The sequence below is a fragment of the Mesorhizobium sp. WSM4813 genome (assembly GCF_055811555.1).
This window is the reverse complement of sequence record NZ_JBVVQU010000012.1, coordinates 65,778-86,953: the sequence shown is the minus strand read 5'-3', so window position 1 is coordinate 86,953 and position 21,176 is coordinate 65,778. Positions and strand designations below refer to the sequence as shown.

Genomic DNA, 21,176 nt, shown 5'->3' with positions numbered 1-21,176 from the left:
GCCCTAGTCGCGAGGCAATTGATTGACGAGGATCCGCATCACCGTCACTCGCTTGGGCAGTTCAATGAGAAACTCTTCGTCACGCGGCAGGTGGTGGATCTTGTGCGGGTCGCCGCCGGTGAAGCTCGCCATGGCTTCGACGTCAGGCCAGTACGAGATCGTCACGAACTCTGTTTCTTCTTCGCGATCTTCGCGAAACAACTGCACGCCAAGTGCCTTCTCCTGAAGCGGCGGAATGCCTTCGCGGCGCAGATAGGGCTCGTAGACGTCTGCCAGATTGCGGCGTGTCCTTCCCCGCCAGATCCGGGCAATTGTGGCGTTGTCGGTCATGAAATGCTCCTCTGCGCGGGGATTAATGCAGGACCTCGCCGAGAAACCGTCGCACCAACGGCAGGGCGGCCTCGAAATGGGTTTCCAGCAGCCAATGCCCTGCGTCGTCCAGCAAATGCAGCTCGGCCTCCGGGAGATCGCGCAGATAGGCGCGCGCTGCCGGCTCGGGCATGTATTCGTCCTTTGGCCCCCAAAGGATCATTGCCGGCGGCCGCTGCTCGCGCAGGTATGCCTGGTAACGAGGGAACCAGTCGAGATTAGCCTTGAGCTTCTCCATCAGTCCGACTGAAAGCGCACGGCGCACAGGCGTATCCATCAGCGGCCAATGCAACTTCCACAGATCGGGCGGCACACGTCGAGCGATGTCGTCATCGACTTCGCCCACGAACTCGGCGCGAAAGCCGTCCTCGCTCACCGCCTTTTCGAGCGGCGCGCGGTGCGCTGGTGAAGGATCCCGCCAAAAGCGCCGGATCGTTTCGTATTTAGGGCCAAGAGCATCCGCGTAGATGTCGCCATTCTGGATGATGAGGGCCTTGATCCGCGATGGGTGCGCTATAGCGTGACGCAGGCCGATCTGCGAGCCGTAATCGTGCAGCCACAGCGCGTAGCTGCCGAGCCCCAGCGCATCGGTAAACCGCTCCAGGAAAGTTGCATAGGCGTCGAAATCAAAACCGAACCGTGCCGGATCGGGGGTTCCACTGTAGCCAAAGCCGGGGAAATCCGGCGCGACCGTCCGCCACCGATCGGCGAGCGCCGGCATCAGCCGGCGATACTGGAAGGATGAGCAGGGATAGCCATGCGGAAGCAGCAACACCGGCGCGGTTTCAGGACCTGCTTCTCTGTAAAAGACCGTCTCGCCATCGATCGTGCGGGTGCCGTGGCGCACCTCCAGGACGCTCCTGTCGTTCATGGACGCTTCTCTGATCTTTGATCTCGTGACGCTGAACCGTAGCTGGTCTAACGCCTTTACCCGGTATGCGTTCCGATCGCGCTCGATGCCGATCGAGCTGCCTCATCGCTTCGGGGGCAATCTATCTGCCGGCCGGATTCTGTGGTAAGTAGATGCCGCAATTCCATGCGGGAGACGCGGATATTCCGCTCTGTCGTGCAAGGGGCGCATGCTGACGAAGTGTCGGCAGGCGCAGATCGTCCAAGACAGGTTTGGCGATCGGGGAGGGAATGCCATGCGTGCAATCGCGTTTTTTGCCGTCGTGTCCGTTGCGACGTTCATCACAAACCAATCGCAGGCACAGGATGCCGCGGCGGGTGAGAAGGTCTTCGCCAAATGCAAGGCCTGCCACGTCGTCGACGAGGACAAAAACAAGATCGGTCCGTCGTTGAGCGGCGTTATCGGCCGGACGGCCGGCACACATCCGGGGTTCAAATACTCCAAGCCCATGACCGAGGCGGGTAAATCCGGCGTCAAATGGGACGAAGCCACGCTGACGGCCTATCTTCGCGACCCGAAGGCCATGATCAAGGGTACGAAGATGGCGTTTCCCGGCCTCAAGAAGGACGAGGATCTCGCCAACGTCATCGCCTATCTGAAGCAATTTTCCAAATGACCCGGTTCTTCCGCCAGGAAGTAACCCGGTTCTTCCGCCGGCCCCTGGCGCGGCCAGATTCTCTGTCCCCGTCGGTGGTCGCCTGAAATGTCGGCTAGGGAAAGCGGCCTCAAGGATACCGGTATCCAGATATCTGAAGCGACGGTCAGTGATTTCTTCGCGCTTCTGAAACCACGCGTCATGGCGCTTGCTGTTTTTACCGCCTTCGTCGGCCTGATGGTGGCGCCTGGGGCGATGAATCCGGCCATCGCCGTGATTGCAATCAGTGCAATTGCGGTTGGAGCGGGAGCGGCCGGGGCACTCAACATGTGGTACGATGCCGATATTGATGCGCTGATGTCGCGCACATCAAAGCGGCCGGTCCCGTCAGGCCGGGTCATGCCAGGCGAAGCTCTCGGCTTCGGCCTGGTGCTTTCCGTACTTTCGGTCATGACGCTCGGCGTGCTGGTGGGATGGCTTGCCGCCTCGCTGCTGGCCTTCACCATCTTCTTCTACGTCGTCATCTACACGATGTGGCTGAAACGCTCGACGCCGCAGAATATCGTCATAGGCGGCGCTGCGGGTGCCCTTCCTCCGGTGATCGGGTGGGCGGCGGCCACCGGCGCCGTCGGAGCTGAAAGTCTCATCCTGTTTCTGATCATCTTCCTCTGGACGCCGCCCCATTTCTGGGCGCTCGCCCTGTTCAAGATCGGCGACTATGCTGCCGCCGGCATTCCCATGATGCCGAACGTGGCCGGCCAGGCTTCGACCAGAAAACAAATCTTCGTCTATTCACTGATCCTGGCACCAATCGGCGTGCTGCCTTGGGCTTTTGGATTCGCGAGCGGATTGTACGGGCTCGTTTCGGCGGCATTGGGCGCGGGTTTCATCTGGCATGCCTGGAAGCTCCTGATCGACAAAAGGTGTGTTGAAGGGTGGGAGATGAAACGCGCAAAGGCGCTGTTTGCCTATTCGATTTTCTATCTTTTCGCGATCTTTGCCGTGCTGCTTGCCGATACCATTGCAATGCGTGTCGTCATGTCAGCCGGAAATTGACGGCATCACCTGCCTCGTGGCTGCATTGAATCCTGTTGCTCTCGGATTGCTTGCTGAGTTGAGAATCGGCGATTGCTGAACGAGGTCCGCCCCGAACCTGCTCAAACCTCACGTTGGCACCGCGCAGAACCCCAGCAACAGCAGAATAACTACGCCAAGGCCGAGCATGAGAACGGTCTTTCCATCCATGACCTTCACCCTTCAACCCACCTTGGAGAATATCGAAGAAACGCCGTTAGAGCTAGCCGGATCACCGGAGCCGTCCCCTCAGACAAAGGACGGCGACAAATCCCATGCAAGAGCGTATGTTGGCCATGGTGCAGGTCGCGGTTTTGCGTGGCCAGTTACGCTGAACGGCAGCACCGTGAAATCGCGACCTTACCGGACCTGGTCTGGAGGAATGGTCATGGCAAGTTTTCACGTGATTGCAGGCGCCAGCGAGACGCTGGAGCACACCAGAATTCGAAAGATCGGCGTTTCCGACCTTTTCGACGCGCTCAAGCGTGGCGTCGACGATTTTATGGTCAAACCGTCGCATATCGTTTTCCTCTGCCTGATCTATCCGCTTGTCGGCGTCGTGCTCGCTGTCTGGACGTCGGGCAACAATGCGCTGCCGCTGTTGTTTCCGCTGGTGTCAGGTTTTGCGCTGATCGGCCCATTCGCGGCGCTCGGCCTGTATGAGATCAGCCGGAGGCGGGAGGCCGGGCTCGATGCCTCGTGGGGTCACGCTTTCGAGGTCAGGAATTCTCCGGCGCTGCCGGCCATCGCGGCGGTCGGGATCATGCTGCTTGCGATCTTCATCGCCTGGCTTTTGACCGCGCAGATATTTTACCAGCAGGTGTTCGGCCCGGCGCCGCCGGAATCGCTCTCCAGCTTCATCAGTGAAATATTCGCCACCGGACGCGGCTGGACGCTGATCATCCTGGGCCACGCCATCGGCTTCGTCTTCGCCGCGGTCGTGTTGTGCACCACGGTTGTCGCGTTCCCGTTGTTGCTCGACCGTGACGTCGGCGCCTATGAAGCCATCCACACTTCGGTGCGCGTGGTCCTGGCGAACCCGATCGTGATGGCAGTGTGGGGCTTGATTGTCGCCGTCGCCCTGATCATAGGCTCGCTGCCGGTGTTCGCCGGGTTGGCGGTCGTGCTGCCGATCCTCGGTCACGCCACCTGGCACGTCTATCGCAAAGTTGTGGAATCGCCGGCTTCCACCAAACCGGCGAGCTGAAAAAATCCTGCCTTGCCGCGCCGGCGAACGCGCCCGGTACGGCAAGGCCTGAGCCTTTCGAGCGGTTCATCGTTTCACGGAAACGCCGAACCGCTCTAACTCTTTGTTATTGCGCAATTCCCTAGGGAAAGCGCTATGCGCTTTTCCCGGGAAAACCGTTTCACACTTTCCTGGAATTGCTCTAGTAAGCCGGGTAGCTAAAGCGGGCTTGCTGTGCGTCGCTGGTCAGGTTGCGGAAATCCTTGCCGCTGACATGCACGAGCGTCCTGTGGTCACCGCCCTCGAAATAGATGTCGGCGGCATTGCCGAGGCTTTCATCGAGGATCACCGGCACATCGTAGGCCGCGCCGATCGGCGGGATGGCGCCGGTGTCGCAATCCTCGAAGAGCGAAACCACCTCGTCTTCGGAGGCGAGTCCGATACGCTGGTCCATGACGTCCTGCAATGTGCCCAGCTCGATCCTGTGCGTGCTGGGCACCACGGCCAGCGCATAGCCACCGTCGTGGTGAACCACCACCGATTTGGCCATTATGCTGCCGGGCACATGCGCCGCTATGGCGGACTGCCTGCTTGTCGAAGTGCGGTGGTGCTCGACGGTGTCGTAGGAAATTCCTTTCTCGTCGATAAAGTCCTTCAGTCTGTTTGCGATCGTCATCTTGAGCCTCCCTCGCTGGAGTTCGCGACGCATATGGAAACGAGGGCAATCATTCTGCTTCTGTCGTTTCCCCTACCAAAAATGGTCCAGCTGTCGATTGTTTCAAGGCACACAGAAGCGGCCCGCAAATAGCGCTTCCTGCTCTTGACAGGAGACGCCGTCGACAAACCCTCTACCCGGATTGCACGTCAGGGCTCGGCCCCAAAAAACAGCGTCCGGGTGAGAAGCGTGTATTCTGATTCGAAGGCCATCATTGCCACGAACACCAGCACCAGTATCGGCGGCAATATAATCGCATATGTCAGCGCCAGCCGTTCCCAGGCCATATGCATGAAGACCGCGACGATCAGCCCGGCCTTGAGCATCATGAAGATCAGGATCAGCGACCATCTGAGATAGCCGTGGAGGCCGACATAGTCGACCAGATAGGAGCAGGCGCTGAGGATGAACAGCCATGCCCAGACCACCAGATAGAGCTTGATCGGGTGCTCCTGGTGAACCTCCGCCGGCGCGATGCCGGTCGCTGCCGGATCATGCGCTTGAGCCCCGTGCAGCGTATGTTGCCCCAGACCGTTTGCGGTTGCTTCAGCCATATCTGCCTCTCGCCTCAGCCATGTCTGCCTCTCACCAAAGATAGAAGAATGCGAAAATGAACACCCAGACCAGGTCGACGAAATGCCAGTAGAGCCCCATGATCTCAACGTGCTCGTAGTGGCCCCTGCGGCTGGTGAAGAAACCAGGCCGCCCGGTTTCGTAATCGCCGCGCCAGACCTTTCGCGCCACGATGATCAGGAAGATCACCCCGAACGTCACATGGGTGCCGTGAAAGCCGGTGATCATGAAGAAGGATGATCCGAACTGCGCCGCCCCCCACGGATTGCCCCAGGGCCGTACCCCCTCGGAGATCAGCTTGGTCCATTCGAAGGCCTGCATGCCGACGAAAGTCGCGCCGAGTGCTGCGGTCAAAAGCATGAGGATCGCCGTCTTGCGGCGGTCGTGGCGATAGCCGAAATTCACCGCCATGGCCATCGTTCCGCTGCTCGAGATCAGCACGAAGGTCATGATGGCGATAAGGATCAGTGGAATATTCGAGCCGCCAATGTGAAGGGCAAAGACCTCGCTCGGATTGGGCCACGGCACTCGGGTAGACATGCGGGCGGTCATGTAGGAGAGCAGGAAGCAGCCGAAGACGAAGGTGTCGCTGAGCAGGAAGATCCACATCATGGCCTTGCCCCAGGACACGTTCTTGAACGCGCGCTGATCCGAGGACCAGTCGGCGGCGACGCCTTGCAAGCCCGCCGGCCGCGGCTGTGTTTGGCCAGTATGTGTCAGTGTCGTGTCTGCCATCCGCCCGGCCCTCCTAGGTCAGCAACTGTCGGCAAATCTCGATAAAAGTCGCGGCCCAGCCGGCCAAAAGTGCAAAAATGGCGAGCCAGACGAAAAGCAGGAAATGCCAGTACATGGCGCACAATTCGACGCTGAGGCGAAGCCGCTCCGGCCGTGCTCCGCTCCAGGCGCCGGCAGTTGTTCTGCTCAGGCCCACCAGCCCTCCCAGTATATGCAGGCCATGCATCCCGGTTATCAGGTAGAAAAAACTGTTGGCCGGATTGGCGGTCAGCAAGTAGCCGTCGGCGGTCAGTTCCCGCCATGCCACAAGCTGTCCGACCAGGAAGGCAAGCGCGGTCAGCCCCGCCGTGACGAGGCCGAGCCTGACCGTGTCGATTTGGCCCCGGCGCGCAGCGACCGAGGCGCATTGCAGCGCGATGCTGCTCAGGACCAGCACTCCGGTGTTGAACCAGAGCACGCGCGGCAGCGGCAGCGGCTGCCAGTCCAACAGCGCCATGCGCATGAAGTAGGCGCTGGTGAAAAGCGCAAACAGGCAGCCGACGACAGCGAGGAAGACGCCGAGGCCGATCTTGGCGGTCGGCAGCGTCGATCCTTCCGGGCCGATAATATCCCCGATCACACCTTGCTCGAGCCATGGCTTGGCCATCAGCCGCTGGTGGGAAAGCCACCATCCGGCAAAGCCGGCGATCACGAGGAGGAAGACCAGAATGACGCTCATGCCGGCTCCCTGGAGGATCCGAAGGAGCCCGGCATGTTTTGCGGGATAAAATCCTCCTTGGCGCCCGGCACGCTGTAGTCATAGGCCCAGCGATAGACGATCGGCAGTTCCTTGCCGAAGTTGCCATGGGCGGGCGGTGTTTCCGGCGTTTGCCATTCGAGCGTCGTGGCGCGCCACGGATTGCCGCCGGCCTCGCGGCCGTGGCGAATGCTCCAGATCAGATTGAACAGGAACACGATTTGGGCAAAGCCGACGAGGAACGCCATGATGCTGATGAACGCGTTCAGATCGTGGGCCGACTCGGTCATCACCGTCGTGGCGGTCAGTTCGTGGTAGCGGCGCGGCACGCCCATCAGGCCGATGTAGTGCATGGGAAAGAAAATCAGATAGGCACCGAGGAAGGTGACCCAGAAATGGAACTGGCCCATTGCCTCGTTCAGCATCCGGCCAGTGACCTTCGGGTACCAGTGATAGATCGCTCCGAAGATCACCATGATCGGGGCGACGCCCATGACCATGTGAAAATGGGCAACGACGAACATCGTGTCCGACAGCGGGACGTCGACGACGACGTTGCCGAGAAAAAGTCCGGTCAGCCCGCCATTGACGAAGGTGACGATGAAGGCCAGGGCAAAAAGCATCGGTACGGTGAGGTGGATGTCGCCGCGCCACAGCGTCAGCACCCAATTGTAGACCTTGATCGCAGTCGGGACGGCAATGATCAAAGTCGTGGTGGCGAAGAAGAAGCCGAAATAGGGATGCATGCCGCTGACATACATGTGGTGCGCCCAGACCACGAAGCTCAACGCGCCGATGCCGACAATGGCCCAGACCATCATGCGGTAGCCGAAGATGTTCTTGCGCGCATGGGTGCTGATCAAGTCGGATACGATGCCGAAGGCCGGGAGCGCCACGATGTAGACCTCGGGGTGGCCGAAGAACCAGAACAGATGCTGGAACAGGATCGGGCTGCCGCCGCCGTGCTGCAACTGTTCGCCCATCTCGACGATGGCCGGCATGAAGAAGCTGGTGCCGAGCGCACGGTCGAACAGCATCATCACGCAGGCGACAAACAGCGCCGGGAAGGCGAGCAGCGCCATGACCGTGGCGGTGAAGATACCCCAGACAGTCAACGGCAGGCGCATCAGCGTCATGCCGCGTGTGCGGGCCTGCAGCACCGTCACGACGTAGTTCAAGCCGCCCATGGTGAAGCCGATGATGAACAGGATCAGCGAGACGAGCATCAGGATGATGCCCCAGTCCTGGCCGCCTGGTGTGCCGGTCATGATCGCCTGCGGCGGGTAGAGCGTCCAGCCGGCACCGGTCGGTCCGCCGGGCGCAAAGAAGCTCGACACCAAAACCAGCACGGCAAGCAGGTAAATCCAGTAGCTCAGCATGTTGACATAGGGAAAGACCATGTCCCGCGCGCCGACCATCAGTGGGATCAGGTAGTTGCCGAAGCCACCCAGGAAGAGTGCCGTGAGCAGATAGATCACCATGATCATGCCGTGCATTGTGATGAACTGGTAGTAGGCTTCGGGGCTGATGAAATCGAACGTGCCGGGGAAGCCGAGCTGCAGCCGCATCAACCAGGACAGCACTAGCGCCACCATGCCGATTGCCGTGGCCGTCGCCGAATACTGAATGGCGATGACCTTGGCGTCCTGCGAGAAGACGTATTTTGTCCACCAGCTGTGCGGATGGTAGAGTTCCATCTCCGCGACTTCGGCCGGCGGTACCGCATCCGCAGGTGTGACATCGACCATAAGAACACTCCGTGCCCTTTTCGGCCAGACTCGACAGTTTCGAGTCCTGCCGCAATTTCAAACCACGTCGCCGTCTTTCCCGGCGTCTACTCTGCCGAGCCCACCTGCTGGGGGGCCGACAATTGCGCGAAAGTCTGCTGTTCGCCGAGCCACGCCAGATAGTCTTCCGGCGTGTCGACCATCACCACGCCATTCATCAACGGGTGCCCCTGGCCACAAAGTTCGGCACACAGGACCTGAAAAGTTCCGGTCTTGGTCGGGGTGAACCAGAAATAGGTGACCGAGCCCGGGATCATGTCCATCTTGGCGCGGAATTCAGGGACATAGAAATCATGCAGCACGTCGATCGAGCGGAGCAGCATCTTGACCGGCTTGCCGACCGGCAGATGCAGATCGGCAGCTTCGACGACGACATCGTCCTGGCCGTCGGCATCACTGGCGTTCACGCCCAGGGGATTTTCAGGGCTGACGTTGCGGGTGTCGGATGTGCCGAGCTTGCCGTCCTTGCCGGGCAGGCGGAAACTCCATTGCCATTGCTGGCCGACGACTTCGACCACTGTTGCGTCGCTTGGGACGCTGACGAACTGGTTCCAGACGAACAGGCCGGGAACCAGCATGGCCGTGACCCCGATTGCGGTGACGATCGTCAGCCACCATTCGAGCCGCTTGTTCTCGGGTTCGTATGCCGCCTGATTGCCTTCCCGATGACGGAAGCGGAAGACGCAATAGGCCATGAATAGGACGACGGCGGCGAAGACGACGCCGGTGATCCAGAAGGTAATGATGATGGTGTTGTCGATATAGTCCCAGTTCGAGGCAATCGGCGTCCACCACCATGGGCTCAGGAAGTGGAACAACACTGAGCCCACGACCACCAAAACGAGTACAAGCGCGATGGCCATATCCCGTTTCCCTCCCGGCATTCCAAGGGCGCGAATCCGTCCCAGCAAATGCCAAATGCATCATAGCTCGATTTCCGGTCGAAATTCTAGTGCGGTCTTCCGGTCAGCCGAAAACGCAATGGCGATGATGCGGAAGAACCTAAGAAGAAGAAGGCTGCGGCGAAGAAAAAACCTGCCGGGCGCCGAACAACACGGCATTGCGCCGAATTATGAAAGACCGCCCTCAATGCGTCCTTTTTCGTTGTCGCCATAAAGCGACGTGCGTCCACTTGGACGCAGTGCATTCTGAACGAACTCTCACTATCTGCGCATATCGCGCGTCCGAGAATCGATCCCGATTCTCGGACCGATGCGATAAGCGACATTCTACGAAAGCTGGTCGGTCGGCCCGCGCTGGGCGAGGCGAGGCCGATTTCGACCTTGCCGGGTTCAGCGAGGCGGTCGGCCAGATCGCCGGCACCTGCAACATCGAGTTGCCGCGATCGAATCAGCAACGCTCGCCTTGATTGCTAAGAGATCCAGTGAGTTATTCCGGCGCAAACGTCTCGAACGCACCCGCGCAGCCAGCGGTGCGCCGGATCGGCATCCAGCCGCGGGTGCCACAAAAGTGAGACCGTGATTTCCGGCAAGGGAACCGGCAGAGGGAAACAGAACATTCCGTCGCGCAGGTTACCCGTATAGCGTTCTGGAACGCTGGCGATCAGGTCCGAGGCGCGCGCCAGAGCCAGAGCTTCCGAAAAGCCGCCGACGACCGTCACGATCTCCCGTTTCAACCCTAACGGCTCAAGGGCATCGTCGATCGGTCCCCTGTCAAGCCCGCGACGGGAGATGAGGATGTGCCGGCCGGCTGCGTAACGGGCAGGGGTGATCGTCAGCTCGCATAATGGATGCCCCATCCGCATGACACCGACGAAACGATCACGGAACAGCACTTGCGCACGCACCTCCGGCCCCGTGACCTTTCCGACGACGCCCGTTTCCAGGTCCACGCTGCCGTCGCGCATGGGAGTGCTCTCCTTGTCCGGCTTGAGCACAAAACGCAGCCGCACGCCCGGTGCCTGTTCGCCGATGCGCGCAATGAGATCCGGTCCGAAATTCTCGACAAAGCCATCCCTGTTTCGAAGCGTGAAGGTTCGCACGAGCCGTTTCAGGTCGAGCGTCTCAACAGGACTCAGAACGGATTCGGCGTCCTGCACAAGCTGACCGACGCGTTCGCGGAGCTCGATGGCTCGGGGTGTGGGCACGAGGCCGCGTCCAGCCCTGACCAGCAGCGGATCGCCGGTCGTCTCACGCAATCGCGCCAGCGCCCGGCTCATCGCCGACGGGCTAAGCCGCAGCCTTGTGGCGGCGCGTGCCACACTGCGTTCCGTCAGCAGCACATCAAGGGTGACAAGCAGATTGAGATCGGGATGCGACATGGCTGGACCGTAGCATGGTCGGCACGATCTGACATAGCGTCAAACGCAATGATTAAGTGCAAACGATGCATCTTCCGCCATATTAGGCAAAGGACTACGTCTCTGACAGCTCCGTTTCAGGAGTCGCCAGAAAACGGAGTTCATGTTGAAGCCGATCGATGCAGGACGGGCAGTCGCTGGAAATCCAGAACGGGCACCTTCGGTTCGATGGGCGCTCGCCAGCCTTTCGTTGTCGATGTTGCTGTCCTCGCTCGGCATCAGCATCGCCAATGTCGCCTTGCCGACGTTGACGCACGCGTTCAACGCCTCGTTCCAGGAGGTTCAGTGGATCGTGCTGACTTATCTCCTCGCCATCACCACCTCGATCGTCAGCTTCGGGCGGCTCGGTGACCTCATCGGTCGCCGGCTGCTGCTGCTGGCCGGCCTCTTCCTGTTCACGGTGGCTTCGGTCCTATGTGGAATCGCGCCGACGCTCTGGCTGCTGATAACTGCCCGCGCGGCGCAGGGCTTGGGGGCGGCCATCATGATGGCGCTGACCATGGCTTTTGTCGGTGAGACGGTTCCGAAGGCAAGGACCGGCAGCGCCATGGGGCTGCTTGGAACGATGTCGGCGATCGGCACCGCTCTCGGTCCATCGCTCGGCGGGCTTCTGATTGCCGGAGCCGGTTGGCGGGCGATCTTCCTCGTCAACGTGCCGCTGGGTTTGCTGGCCCTTGTTCTCGCCTATCGCTATTTGCCGGCTGATCACCGGGGGCTGAAGACGGATCGGGCCGGCTTCGACGTTGTCGGCACGCTGCTGCTTGCCTTGGCACTTGGCGCCTATGCACTCGCGATGACGATCGGGCGTGGCAGTTTTGGTCCGCTCAACATGGCTCTGTTGGTGGCAGCCGTTTTCGGAGCCGGCCTGTTTGTGCTTGTGGAGGCGAGAGTGGCGTCGCCTTTGATCCGATTGGCCGCGTTCCGCAATGGGATGCTGAGTGCGAGCCTCGCCATGAGCGGGCTCGTTGCGACGGTGATGATGGCGACGCTGGTGGTCGGGCCGTTCTATCTGTCTCGTGCGCTCGGGCTCGACGCGGCTCTCGTTGGCATCGTCATGTCGGTCGGTCCGCTTGTCGCCGCGCTGACCGGTGTGCCGGCTGGTCGCATAGCCGACCGTTTTGGCGCTGGACGCGTGGCCATCATTGGGCTGATCGCGATGGCGGCCGGTTGCTTCATTCTATCCGAGATGCCGGCAACGCTCCCTGGCTACATCGCCCCGATCGCCGTCATCACATCAGGCTATGCGCTGTTCCAAACCGCCAACAACACCGCCGTCATGTCGGAGATCCGCCCGGACCAGCGGGGCGTCATTTCCGGCTTGCTCAATTTGTCGCGCAATCTCGGGCTCATCACTGGCGCATCCGTTATGGGTGCAGTGTTCGCATTCGCCTCAGAGGCGATCGACATCACAACGGCGCGCCCCGAGGCCGTTGCCGACGGTATGCGGATCACGTTTGCGGTCGCGGCTATACTGATCGTCGCCGCGCTCGCCATCGCGGTTGGAAGCCGCGCTCTGGCGGCACGCCGTCCGCTGATTGCAAGTGTGCCATGACAGGAGACCGGACGCTTTCGACAAAAAGCCGAGGCATGTTCAAATCGGGGCTTCAGATCAGCAGCAGGCCCTTCATGCTGGCATGACCCTTCTTGCCGATGATGATGTGATCGTGGACAGCGATGCCGAGCGGTTTAGCCGTCTCGATGACCAGCTTGGTCATCTCGATGTCGGCGCGCGACGGCGTGGGATCCCCTGACGGATGATTATGCGCCAGAATGATCGCCGTGGCGGAGAGTTCTAGCGCGCGCTTGACCACTTCGCGCGGATAGACCGGCGTGTGATCGACGGTGCCGACCTGCTGCACCTCGTCGGCGATCAGCGCGTTCTTCTTGTCGAGAAACAGGATCCGGAACTGCTCGCGCTCCTCGAAGGCCATGACCGACCGGCAGTATCCGAGAACCTGCGTCCAGGACGACAAGACCTCGCGGCCTTTGATCTCGCTGCGTGCCGCGCGTTGGGCGGCCGCGGCAACGATCTTCAGATCGAGTGCCACTGCCGGACCGATACCCCTGACCTCCTCAAGCCGCGCGACCGGCGCGCCAAGCACCTCGGCCAGCGTGCCGAAGCGCGCCAGCAGCGCCTTGGCGACGGGCTTGGTGTCGGCGCGTGGGATCAGGCGAAAGAGCAAGAGTTCCAGCAGTTCATAGTCCGGGAGGGCGTCGGAACCCGCAGCCGCGAACCGTTGGCGCAAGCGGTCGCGATGACCGAGATAATGCGGCTTTTCGACTGACGTGTCGACCGACGTGGCTTTCGCGAGCAATTTTATCGGTCTCTCGGGAAAGAAGATCCGTTCGTCTTCGTCGCTGGTTTTCCCCATAAGCCGCCCGCATTTTCTTGACCGGAAAGATCCGGCCCTCGCACAAACACTAGGCCGGCAGGCCGGGGCGGTCGAAGTTTTTTGGCGACAGCGTGAAAATTTCGCAGCCGGTCTCGGTGACGCCGATCGTGTGCTCGTACTGCGCCGACAGCGAGCGGTCGCGCGTCACCGCCGTCCAGCCGTCCGACAGCACTTTCACGTGCGGCCGGCCGAGATTGATCATCGGCTCGACGGTGAAGATCATGCCCGGCCGCATCTCGACGCCCTCGCTGGCGTTGCCATAGTGCAGGATGTTCGGCGCATCGTGAAAGAGCTGGCCGACGCCGTGGCCGCAGAAATCGCGCACCACCGAGCAGCGCTCGCCTTCGGCATAGGTTTGGATGGCGGCGCCGATGGCGCCGGTGCGGGCACCGGGCTTGATCGCGGCGATGCCGCGCATCAGGCATTCATGCGTGACCTCGAGCAGGCGCTCGGCGGCGCGCTTGATCGTGCCAACCGGATACATGCGCGACGAATCGCCATGCCAGCCGTCGAGGATGTAGGTGACGTCGATGTTGACGACGTCGCCATCCTTCAACGGCTTGCTGTCGGGGATGCCATGGCAGACGACGTGGTTGATCGAGGTGCAGGACGACTTCGTGTAGCCACGATAGTTGAGCGTCGCCGGCAATGCGCCGTGATCCATGCCGAACTCGAACACGAAGCGGTCGATGGTTTCGGTGGTGACGCCCGGCGCGACGATCGACACCAGCTCGTCGAGGCAGCGCGCGGTGAGGTCGCAGGCCTTGCGCATGCCGGCAAAGCCTTCTTCGCCATAAAGGCGGATCTGGCCGGTGTTTCTGAGTGGTGCCGTGGCGGCGTCGAGATAGGTGACCATTGTGTCCGTCTTGCCGGAAGAAAGGGCTTCTGATGAGCCCGCGCGAAAAGTCTCTCAGATTTGGCACCGGACGGCGCCAGGTTCAAGGACGAACTGCCGGCGATGAGCTCTAGCCGGCGATATTCATCTCTTGCGGCTTCATCTTGTGCCTGTCCGGCCTGTGTTCGTCCGCACTGACGACATATTTCTGAGCAACAAGTGGGGAACGCGTTCTGGAGAGACACGAATGGACAGATTGCAATTCGAGGTGCCGGTGCGCATCACGACCGCGCCTGGCCTGCCGGTAGAGGAGATCTACAGCGTCGAACAGGCGCTGGATTTCCTGCAAGGCTGGCCGGTTCGCCGGCAGGGCCCGGTCTATCAGGCCGCGTTCAATGCCTGCTTTGGCGCCACAGTCGACCTGTTCGAGACCGAGGATGCTTGCCGGGCGTTCATGGCGTTCTGCCGGGTAAGCCGCCTCCTGGCCAGGGACATGCTGGTTCCGCGCAAGCGCGGAGGCGAGCGGCTGCGGGCTTAGCGGCCGAGCAGGCAGTGCCAGCGAACTGCTTAATGCATCCCACACTTCCATGCGTTCGACGAGCGGCAAATCTGCCCCAGAGCGGCATGCCCTTCGGTGATGTTGTGCCAGCCAGTTACGAATCGGCTATGGCTTCGGCATGCTGGAAACGTCTCTCTACATCCCGGTGAAGCGGTTTCTTGAGGGCCTGGAATTCACCGTCAAGGGCGAAGTTGGCGGCTGCGATGTCGTGGGACTGCGTGACGGCGAGCCGCCCTTGGTCGTTATCTGCGAATTGAAATTGCAGTTCAACCTCGAACTCATACTTCAAGGTGTCGATCGTGCTGCGTCATGCGATGAGGTCTGGCTCGCGGCGCGGATGTCGGCCCGCGGCAAAGGCCGTGAGCATGATCGCCGGTTCCGCGCACTTTGCCGGCGGCTCGGTTTCGGCCTTCTGGGGGTTGGCTCCGCCGGCAACGTCGAATTGCTGCTTAGCCCGACCGCCTTGCCGCCCCGGCGCGACCCGAGACGAAGATCGCGCCTGGTGGACGAGCATCGTCGCCGACGCGGCGACCCTGTCGTCGGCGGCGGCTCGCGTACGCCGATAATGACCGCTTACCGGCAGGATGCGCTGGCCTGCGCCGCTGCGATGGTGGACGGCCCGAAGCGCCCGCGCGACTTGAAAACCATTTCACCACGCGCCGCCAAGATTCTGCTTCACAATGTCTATGGCTGGTTCGCCAGGGCCGAGCGCGGGGTCTATGCGCTTACGGACGTTGGCCGTGCTGCGTTGCAGCGCTGGCCCCAACCGGTTCCATGACGAGGCGGCGCCGAGTCGTTTGAGCGACTTGCCGCGGCAGGGGAGACAACAAACCTCTCCCGGACCTGGCAACGATCAGAGTCGGCGGGCTGTATCGGTTTGTCGCTGGCCGTGGAAGGCATTATTGCACAAGGCGAAACGTGACAGCCTCTTCCGAGTTGCGCATCTGCCTTGTGCACACCCGTTGATGCCGCGACGACAAGGTGGGTTGCGTCGAACTCAAACGCGGCAAAGGGCATCGTCGCCAGCGAGATATCGCAAACTGCGATCGTCCGGGGCAAGATTGTTCAAACAAATGTCTCCGCCCGCCAGAGCGCAAAAAATCGAGCAGATGCGGCAGCAGGAGACAGTGATTGCAGCAGCTAGAAACAACAAATTGATATTTGCGTTACCAAGCGCGTCGAGCGGGTCGGTACGCCCCAGAAACAAAAAAGGAATATTTTGGTAGTTCATCAAGACTGTCTACGGATTGTTTTCACGAATTCGACATTGGCAGGAGCGCGCACTTTGTGCGGCGAAATCCGGCCTGCGGCACTCGATGCAATACCAAAAATCTCAAGAATTCTATCAGAGGGGTGCGGGTATGTGATTTGAAGCTAATATACGCCGTCGAGTAGGCAGGCACCGCGGGGGCTAAGAAAAAAAGGATTATCAATGGCACTTCATTTCGCAGCAGGTGGGTCCGCCACAGAAGTCGCAAGCGCCGGTTTCAATCTGGTCGACGTTCAATACCTCGACCAGGTCAATGAGCTGCCGGATGGCACGAAGGCTATGGTCTGGCTCAACGAGGGCGAGGGCGTGACCCAGTCCTTTATCGACAAAGTCACCCCCTTCCTTGGCAATCCGAAGGTGTATGGGTTTTTTCTCGTCGACGAGCCGGATCCCACCGGCCAATACCATACCCAGGTAGACGCTGAGGATCTGAAAGCCGAATCCGACTGGATCCACTCTCGCATGCCAGACGCCAAGACCTTCATCACCGCGATGGACATGGGATCTTTCGAAAACCCGGATTTTTCCAACACCTACAACTATGACAACACGCATATCGATCTGTTTGGAATAAGCGCTTATCCGGTGCGCACCGGCACAGACACGGTCGACTACGACATGATCGACAGAACCGTGGCTGCAGCGGTGGAATCGGGCATCCCGACCAGCCAGATCGTTCCGGTCCATCAGACGTTTGGCGGCGGCAATTGGACGACCAACACGGGCGGCAAATATGTCATGCCGACGGCGGATCAGCTGCAGACGATGATGGACCACTGGGACGAACTGGTTCCGTCGCCCGAATTCGACTTCGCCTATGCCTGGGGTTCGCAGGAAGGCGACGTCGCACTTGAAAGCTCGCCGGAACTGCAGGCTGTTTTCCGGGAACACAATCTCAGCACCGCTGGGACCGCCGCTTCCGACGTCACTGATGACAGCTCTACCGTGACTGTCCCTGCCGACGCCACCATCAGCGACGACAGCTCTGCTGCGGCCGCCGCTTCCGACACCACCACGAGTGACGACAGCTCTACTGCGACCGCCGCTTCGGACGCCACCACCAGCGACGACAGCTCTGCTGCGGCCGCCGCTTCCGACACCACCACGAGCGACGACAGCGTTACTGCGGCCGCCGCTTCCGACACCACCACCAGCGACGACAGCGCTACTGCGGCCGCCGCTTCCGACACCACCACCAGCGACGACAGCGTTCCTGCGACCGCCGCTTCCGACACCACCACCAGCGACGACAGCGCTACTGCGGCCGCCGCTTCCGACACCACCACCAGCGACGACAGCGCTACTGCGGCCGCCGCTTCCGACACCACCACCAGCGATGGCAGTTCCACTGAGGCCGCCGCTTCCCGGCCCACGACCAGCAATGGCGGTGTTCATGCTGTCCGTGGTGCCGATGCGACCCATGCAGCCGCCGGCGCCGACTGGGCGGCGGACCACGACGACACCGACACCTCCCATGTCGACAATGCCGGCGAAAAGGCAGGCAGCAGTGTCGATCGGGTGCTGGCCGCCCTTTCTGGCGGCTCTGAGTCTCTCGCCGGTTCACACGACAAGACGGCCGGCAACGGGTTCGCCCACACCGTCGAGGACAATGAAAATGTCGGCGCCAGCGCCAGCAAGGGCGGCGCCGCCGAGATCATGTCCGGCCGCGGAGGCCACGACGCCTTCGACTTCAGCTGGCTCCAGGAAAAGCTGCAGGACAAGCCTCACTTCGACCAGGCCTTCTTTGACGGGCTCAAGTCGGGAGGGCTTTCCGACGCTCCGTCTGCTGGTACGGCTGCGCATGATCGTTCCGACGATGTCAGTTACGACAGTTCAACCGGGTCGCTCTCCGTGGACAGCGACGGAACGGGAGATGCAGCCCAAACGCAGCTCGCCAGCCATTTCCCATGGCAGCATCATTCGCTGTGACCTAAAGGAGCTACCGGCGGGAAACTAGATCAGGCCCGGCCTTTGTTCACCTCGAAGAACATTGGCCGGGCCGTTTCCCGTGCCGGCCGTCAATCAACTTCCCAGACATCCCGCGGCGAAATACTGGCGTCGCGGGATCGGGCAAAGTCCGACAGGCCCGTCTGATCGAGGACGATGGCTACGCCGTAGATGATGGTGTTCTGTCCATCCAGCCCTTTGGCTGTCCCATCCGGCGCGGTGCCGTTGTGTTGATGACAGAGCTTCGTTGTCCGGCCTTCGGAACATCATCTCATGGTGACTGGGAACATCAGGACGATCGGCGACCTATCGCAATGCTGCGCCTTTAGCCGTCCATGTTTATTCCGGGGGTGCACTTGTAATCGGCCGGGTTGGTTGGCTGCGGTTCGATGGCCGCCCTCTGCCTTGCTTCAGCCGTAGTGCACATTGGCAGGTTGAGGATCGAATAGCCTTTCCCGGTCATGCATCGCGCAATGTATCGGCTGCGCAGTCCTTGATTTGCGTCGTAAGCTGTTGCTGTTGCTGTTATATTTAAGCCACCAGATTCATTGCATCTGGTGTATGTCCCGATCGTCCGACATTGAACTGTGCCGGGGCTGTACACACCGCCGCTCATTTGCGTAGCCATGGCTTGCGGTATTTCCTGAAGAGACGCGACCTTGCATTGATCGTAATCGAATTGTCGTTGCGAGCAGTAGTTCCCGGCTTGAAAGCGCTCGGCAACGGTCCGGTTTGGCATCCGGCGAGAAATAGCGCCGCCGCCAACTGCATCTTTCTCACGATCGCATTCCCCCCGTTATAAGCCGCACCAGAGCATCTTTGCAGGAGAGACACAACCACACCAAGACACCCGCACGGGCACTCTCACATCGCTAGGATGGCGACCGCTGTTATACTGGGCCTGTCGTTCCCCACTGCACCCAAGGAGCGGTCTTTCCGGTAACGTCCTTCACCGATTGCAACAACGTTCAATGTCCGCAACATCCTATAGTGATCGCTGCGAGGCGATATAAGCGTCTGTGTGATGCTTTTGCGGAGCTTTTCAGCGTCCGCGAGAAAGTGTGCGAGTTGGGCTTCCGAAAGCTGTTTGGAAAGTTCGTGCCTGATGCTGTAACCCTATGGGAGCTTGGTCGCGATCGGGCTTCATAGGCGGATGCGTGTCGTTATTGGCCCTGCTTTCTACTTCCAACGTTATGGCGAAAGATCACCCCAATCGATAGCCGAAACGCGCTCTGGTGAGGCTCTGCCGCCGCCCCCGGCTGCGCAGCTGCGCTTGTGCCATCATATCAGATAAGCCTAATATAAACCTGTAAATCATGATCTGCCATTGAGCGGGCGCAGCGGCGCAGGCTGCGCTTTGAGGCTGACGCTATGGTCATCCGGTGGATGTCGATCACGCCAAAGAAAGGGAGGACGAGATGAGACTGGTTAGGTCATTTGCATTTGCTGCTCTGCTGCTTTTTTCGTCTGCATTGTCTGCGACCGCCCAGTCGGCACGCGAGGACATCGAAGCGGCGCTGACGAAATTCACGGACGCCTTCAACAGCGGAAACGCGGCGGCGGTGGGGCAAATGTATACCGAGGATGCCGCCGTGCTGCCGCCCGACGGCAAACGCGTCGATGGTCGCAAGGGCGTGGAAGAATTCTGGCAGGGCGCGATCAAAAGCGGGGTGAAGAATCTCACCCTGAAGGCAGTAGAAGTGGAAGAGAGCGCGAACCTCGCCTACGAAGTGGGCGCATTTACGTTCGATGTGCCGAGCAAAGACGGCGCCCTCTCCACCGTTGCGGGCAAGTACATCGTCGTCTGGAAAAAGGGCGACGACGGAACATGGCGCCTGCATCGGGACATCTGGAACTTAGGTGCGGCCCAATAGGGATTGACATCCAGGCCTTCATCGACGCCTTGGCGACGAGTACGGCTGCATGCACCGGGATCTGGTGCTCTATTGCCATGCCAGTTGAAATCTTTGGTACGCCCAAGGGGAATCGAACCCCTGTTACCGCCGTGAAAGGGCGGCTAAAGCTGCCAGTCAGGACGCAAACCCGATCGGGCCCGCGCTCTCCGCCAGACGGTGGCTTCGTTGTTCGTTCGGTATCTCACTTCTGCTCTCGCAGCGCCCTCGCGGCTTTTGTCAGGGCTGACCGATCATTGCCGTTCTTTTTGATCAGCTTGCTGACCTGGCTCGGCGAGATTCCATTCTCTCGCGCGAAATGTTCTATCTCGTAGTACTCGTCGACCGACAAACGATTCTGGTTGTCTTCCATTTCCGTAGTCCTACCCAGGTTCAAGCGAACGGCACGTTGAAAGGACCATAGCAACGACTGCGCGCAGCCGCGGTTCCGAGTGGCGATACGTCTTTGCCTGTTTTGCGAACAGATTAGACTTAGGTCCGGTGGAGGATCGGACCGAATCCCCTCATGGGGCCGGCTTCGCCGTGCACAGTCAGAGGAGCTACGCCGATTTTTGATAGCGAGCCCTAATCCAAGACAGGTGCGACGGGCTTTTTTGCCGATTTATCAGACAGCTAGAGAGGCTGGCATTTTCAATCCGTCCGACGTCGCCTTGTTGGGTAGCGTGTTCGACCGGCTCAAGATCGAGGGGCAATCCGAACAGCGGCACGAAGCGCCGGTTTTCCGAATCCTTTCAAACTACTCGGCTGGCATTACGGACGAGGAAGAACTCTTCTTGACTTCCAAGCTGCCGCTGGGGCGCTAGCGTCCGGGCACCGGTTCAGCCTTTCGACGGTCTCAATGATTGCCTTCGCGAGTGCTTCGCCCTTGTGGATAGGCTCGGTGCCGTAGAGCAACAGGACAGCTTCTTCGCTCGACAGCACGCCGGCTGGACAGGTCTGTTCAATAGCCATGCGAACCATTTTGAGGCGGCCCAAGGCGTTGCAGATGTTATCTTGGCCGTTCATGCTTCCTCGCTGAGATCGACTGTCTTAGCGTCAGACCGTGAAGGCGAGGCCCTGACTCCATCAAAGTTTAACGACTGGGAAAGCGCACTGGAAAGCACGTGCGGTAAGAGTTGATTCAACCATTGCTGGTATTCTAGAGGAGTGTGGAAGCGGCTCCGACAGTGAGGCGGGGTGCTGAATTGCCGGAGCCGCCTGCGCAGCCCTTGGGGTTAACCGCGCTGTCCCAGAATAGGACAGCGCGGTCAACGTTTCGT

The 21,176-nt window shown here is 60.4% G+C and carries 22 protein-coding genes and 1 tRNA gene; 9 read left to right on the top strand and 14 right to left on the bottom strand.

The window, feature by feature from the left end:
- Nucleotides 1-3: 3 nt before the first annotated feature.
- Both AC0L25_RS09320 and AC0L25_RS09315 read right to left on the bottom strand, forming a co-directional pair.
- Entirely contained in the window at nucleotides 4-330 is a 327-nt protein-coding gene (locus tag AC0L25_RS09320; protein ID WP_473595227.1) for an antibiotic biosynthesis monooxygenase family protein, read from the bottom strand.
- A gap of 22 nt (nucleotides 331-352) precedes the next feature.
- A complete protein-coding gene (locus tag AC0L25_RS09315) occupies nucleotides 353-1,240 on the bottom strand; it encodes an alpha/beta fold hydrolase (protein WP_473595226.1) in 888 nt (295 codons plus the stop codon).
- Nucleotides 1,241-1,514: 274 nt separating this feature from the next.
- Between AC0L25_RS09315 and AC0L25_RS09310 the strand changes: the two genes are divergently transcribed.
- The 3 genes from AC0L25_RS09310 (at nucleotide 1,515) to AC0L25_RS09300 (ending at nucleotide 4,155) form a co-directional block, all read left to right on the top strand.
- The gene (locus tag AC0L25_RS09310; RefSeq protein WP_473595225.1) at nucleotides 1,515-1,895 is read left to right on the top strand and encodes a c-type cytochrome; all 381 of its coding nucleotides are present in this window, start codon (nucleotides 1,515-1,517) and stop codon (nucleotides 1,893-1,895) included.
- An 87-nt stretch (nucleotides 1,896-1,982) separates the two neighbouring features.
- Entirely contained in the window at nucleotides 1,983-2,930 is a 948-nt protein-coding gene (locus tag AC0L25_RS09305) for a heme o synthase (RefSeq protein ID WP_473595224.1), read from the top strand.
- A 406-nt stretch (nucleotides 2,931-3,336) separates the two neighbouring features.
- A complete protein-coding gene (locus AC0L25_RS09300) occupies nucleotides 3,337-4,155 on the top strand; it encodes a DUF2189 domain-containing protein (RefSeq protein ID WP_473595223.1) in 819 nt (272 codons plus the stop codon).
- A gap of 181 nt (nucleotides 4,156-4,336) precedes the next feature.
- On the opposite strand, the gene AC0L25_RS09295 is transcribed toward AC0L25_RS09300, so the two are convergent.
- The 7 genes from AC0L25_RS09295 to AC0L25_RS09265 all read right to left on the bottom strand — a co-directional run bounded on the left by AC0L25_RS09295 (nucleotide 4,337) and on the right by AC0L25_RS09265 (nucleotide 10,961).
- On the bottom strand, nucleotides 4,337-4,810 hold the full coding sequence (locus tag AC0L25_RS09295; protein ID WP_065007814.1) for an aminoacyl-tRNA deacylase: 474 nt from the start codon (nucleotides 4,808-4,810) through the stop codon (nucleotides 4,337-4,339).
- Nucleotides 4,811-4,998: 188 nt separating this feature from the next.
- A complete protein-coding gene (locus AC0L25_RS09290) occupies nucleotides 4,999-5,403 on the bottom strand; it encodes a cytochrome C oxidase subunit IV family protein (RefSeq protein ID WP_473595222.1) in 405 nt (134 codons plus the stop codon).
- A gap of 31 nt (nucleotides 5,404-5,434) precedes the next feature.
- Nucleotides 5,435-6,157: a heme-copper oxidase subunit III family protein gene (locus AC0L25_RS09285; RefSeq protein WP_473595221.1), complete on the bottom strand. Its 723-nt coding sequence runs from the start codon at nucleotides 6,155-6,157 to the stop codon at nucleotides 5,435-5,437.
- A gap of 13 nt (nucleotides 6,158-6,170) precedes the next feature.
- On the bottom strand, nucleotides 6,171-6,875 hold the full coding sequence (locus AC0L25_RS09280) for a cytochrome c oxidase subunit 3 (RefSeq protein ID WP_473595220.1): 705 nt from the start codon (nucleotides 6,873-6,875) through the stop codon (nucleotides 6,171-6,173).
- A complete protein-coding gene (ctaD, locus tag AC0L25_RS09275) occupies nucleotides 6,872-8,641 on the bottom strand; it encodes a cytochrome c oxidase subunit I (RefSeq protein ID WP_473595219.1) in 1,770 nt (589 codons plus the stop codon). The genes AC0L25_RS09280 and ctaD overlap by 4 nt, the downstream gene beginning before the upstream one ends.
- A gap of 86 nt (nucleotides 8,642-8,727) precedes the next feature.
- Nucleotides 8,728-9,543 (bottom strand): cytochrome c oxidase subunit II, encoded by an 816-nt coding sequence (gene coxB, locus AC0L25_RS09270; RefSeq protein ID WP_473595218.1) that lies wholly within the window; start codon nucleotides 9,541-9,543, stop codon nucleotides 8,728-8,730.
- 509 nt (nucleotides 9,544-10,052) lie between these two features.
- Nucleotides 10,053-10,961, bottom strand: a complete 909-nt coding sequence (locus tag AC0L25_RS09265) for a LysR family transcriptional regulator (RefSeq protein ID WP_473595217.1) — start codon at nucleotides 10,959-10,961, stop codon at nucleotides 10,053-10,055.
- Nucleotides 10,962-11,103: 142 nt separating this feature from the next.
- Here AC0L25_RS09265 and AC0L25_RS09260 point away from each other — a divergent pair, with 142 nt between their 5' ends.
- Complete coding sequence (locus AC0L25_RS09260; RefSeq protein ID WP_473595216.1) at nucleotides 11,104-12,552, top strand: MFS transporter; 1,449 nt, start codon at nucleotides 11,104-11,106, stop codon at nucleotides 12,550-12,552.
- Between the two features lie 52 nt (nucleotides 12,553-12,604).
- On the opposite strand, the gene radC is transcribed toward AC0L25_RS09260, so the two are convergent.
- A complete protein-coding gene (gene radC, locus AC0L25_RS09255; RefSeq protein WP_473595215.1) occupies nucleotides 12,605-13,372 on the bottom strand; it encodes a RadC family protein in 768 nt (255 codons plus the stop codon).
- Between the two features lie 49 nt (nucleotides 13,373-13,421).
- Nucleotides 13,422-14,249, bottom strand: a complete 828-nt coding sequence (map, locus tag AC0L25_RS09250) for a type I methionyl aminopeptidase (RefSeq protein ID WP_473595214.1) — start codon at nucleotides 14,247-14,249, stop codon at nucleotides 13,422-13,424.
- Nucleotides 14,250-14,475: 226 nt separating this feature from the next.
- On the opposite strand from map, the gene AC0L25_RS09245 reads away from it, so the two are divergent.
- The gene (locus AC0L25_RS09245) at nucleotides 14,476-14,766 is read left to right on the top strand and encodes a DUF982 domain-containing protein (RefSeq protein WP_473595213.1); all 291 of its coding nucleotides are present in this window, start codon (nucleotides 14,476-14,478) and stop codon (nucleotides 14,764-14,766) included.
- 139 nt (nucleotides 14,767-14,905) lie between these two features.
- Complete coding sequence (locus AC0L25_RS09240; RefSeq protein WP_473595212.1) at nucleotides 14,906-15,565, top strand: DUF2161 domain-containing phosphodiesterase; 660 nt, start codon at nucleotides 14,906-14,908, stop codon at nucleotides 15,563-15,565.
- A 219-nt stretch (nucleotides 15,566-15,784) separates the two neighbouring features.
- On the opposite strand, the gene AC0L25_RS09235 is transcribed toward AC0L25_RS09240, so the two are convergent.
- Nucleotides 15,785-16,018: a hypothetical protein gene (locus AC0L25_RS09235; RefSeq protein ID WP_473595211.1), complete on the bottom strand. Its 234-nt coding sequence runs from the start codon at nucleotides 16,016-16,018 to the stop codon at nucleotides 15,785-15,787.
- Between the two features lie 201 nt (nucleotides 16,019-16,219).
- Here AC0L25_RS09235 and AC0L25_RS09230 point away from each other — a divergent pair, with 201 nt between their 5' ends.
- Complete coding sequence (locus AC0L25_RS09230) at nucleotides 16,220-17,986, top strand: calcium-binding protein (RefSeq protein ID WP_473595210.1); 1,767 nt, start codon at nucleotides 16,220-16,222, stop codon at nucleotides 17,984-17,986.
- A gap of 1,436 nt (nucleotides 17,987-19,422) precedes the next feature.
- A complete protein-coding gene (locus AC0L25_RS09225; protein ID WP_473595209.1) occupies nucleotides 19,423-19,878 on the top strand; it encodes a YybH family protein in 456 nt (151 codons plus the stop codon).
- A gap of 94 nt (nucleotides 19,879-19,972) precedes the next feature.
- Here the strand turns inward: AC0L25_RS09225 and AC0L25_RS09220 are convergent.
- Together AC0L25_RS09220 and AC0L25_RS09215 are read right to left on the bottom strand one after the other, a co-directional pair.
- Nucleotides 19,973-20,043: transfer RNA gene (locus AC0L25_RS09220), tRNA-Ser, on the bottom strand.
- Nucleotides 20,044-20,101: 58 nt separating this feature from the next.
- Entirely contained in the window at nucleotides 20,102-20,269 is a 168-nt protein-coding gene (locus AC0L25_RS09215; RefSeq protein WP_473595208.1) for a DUF3606 domain-containing protein, read from the bottom strand.
- 241 nt (nucleotides 20,270-20,510) lie between these two features.
- Here AC0L25_RS09215 and AC0L25_RS09210 point away from each other — a divergent pair, with 241 nt between their 5' ends.
- A complete protein-coding gene (locus tag AC0L25_RS09210) occupies nucleotides 20,511-20,720 on the top strand; it encodes a hypothetical protein (protein ID WP_473595207.1) in 210 nt (69 codons plus the stop codon).
- Nucleotides 20,721-21,176: the final 456 nt, after the last annotated feature.

Bases quoted from the DNA above. Each gene is read 5' to 3' on its own strand.
- AC0L25_RS09235 (WP_473595211.1), bottom strand. From the start codon at position 16,018: ATGAACTACCAAAATATTCCTTTTTTGTTTCTGGGGCGTACCGACCCG.
- radC (WP_473595215.1), bottom strand. From the start codon at position 13,372: ATGGGGAAAACCAGCGACGAAGACGAACGGATCTTCTTTCCCGAGAGA.
- AC0L25_RS09240 (WP_473595212.1), top strand. From the start codon at position 14,906: ATGCTGGAAACGTCTCTCTACATCCCGGTGAAGCGGTTTCTTGAGGGC.
- AC0L25_RS09285 (WP_473595221.1), bottom strand. From the start codon at position 6,157: ATGGCAGACACGACACTGACACATACTGGCCAAACACAGCCGCGGCCG.
- AC0L25_RS09305 (WP_473595224.1), top strand. From the start codon at position 1,983: ATGTCGGCTAGGGAAAGCGGCCTCAAGGATACCGGTATCCAGATATCT.
- AC0L25_RS09245 (WP_473595213.1), top strand. From the start codon at position 14,476: ATGGACAGATTGCAATTCGAGGTGCCGGTGCGCATCACGACCGCGCCT.
- AC0L25_RS09320 (WP_473595227.1), bottom strand. From the start codon at position 330: ATGACCGACAACGCCACAATTGCCCGGATCTGGCGGGGAAGGACACGC.
- AC0L25_RS09280 (WP_473595220.1), bottom strand. From the start codon at position 6,875: ATGAGCGTCATTCTGGTCTTCCTCCTCGTGATCGCCGGCTTTGCCGGA.
- AC0L25_RS09265 (WP_473595217.1), bottom strand. From the start codon at position 10,961: ATGTCGCATCCCGATCTCAATCTGCTTGTCACCCTTGATGTGCTGCTG.
- map (WP_473595214.1), bottom strand. From the start codon at position 14,249: ATGGTCACCTATCTCGACGCCGCCACGGCACCACTCAGAAACACCGGC.
- AC0L25_RS09300 (WP_473595223.1), top strand. From the start codon at position 3,337: ATGGCAAGTTTTCACGTGATTGCAGGCGCCAGCGAGACGCTGGAGCAC.
- AC0L25_RS09290 (WP_473595222.1), bottom strand. From the start codon at position 5,403: ATGGCTGAAGCAACCGCAAACGGTCTGGGGCAACATACGCTGCACGGG.
- AC0L25_RS09260 (WP_473595216.1), top strand. From the start codon at position 11,104: ATGTTGAAGCCGATCGATGCAGGACGGGCAGTCGCTGGAAATCCAGAA.
- AC0L25_RS09230 (WP_473595210.1), top strand. From the start codon at position 16,220: ATGGCACTTCATTTCGCAGCAGGTGGGTCCGCCACAGAAGTCGCAAGC.
- AC0L25_RS09295 (WP_065007814.1), bottom strand. From the start codon at position 4,810: ATGACGATCGCAAACAGACTGAAGGACTTTATCGACGAGAAAGGAATT.
- ctaD (WP_473595219.1), bottom strand. From the start codon at position 8,641: ATGGTCGATGTCACACCTGCGGATGCGGTACCGCCGGCCGAAGTCGCG.
- coxB (WP_473595218.1), bottom strand. From the start codon at position 9,543: ATGGCCATCGCGCTTGTACTCGTTTTGGTGGTCGTGGGCTCAGTGTTG.
- AC0L25_RS09310 (WP_473595225.1), top strand. From the start codon at position 1,515: ATGCGTGCAATCGCGTTTTTTGCCGTCGTGTCCGTTGCGACGTTCATC.
- AC0L25_RS09215 (WP_473595208.1), bottom strand. From the start codon at position 20,269: ATGGAAGACAACCAGAATCGTTTGTCGGTCGACGAGTACTACGAGATA.
- AC0L25_RS09225 (WP_473595209.1), top strand. From the start codon at position 19,423: ATGAGACTGGTTAGGTCATTTGCATTTGCTGCTCTGCTGCTTTTTTCG.
- AC0L25_RS09315 (WP_473595226.1), bottom strand. From the start codon at position 1,240: ATGAACGACAGGAGCGTCCTGGAGGTGCGCCACGGCACCCGCACGATC.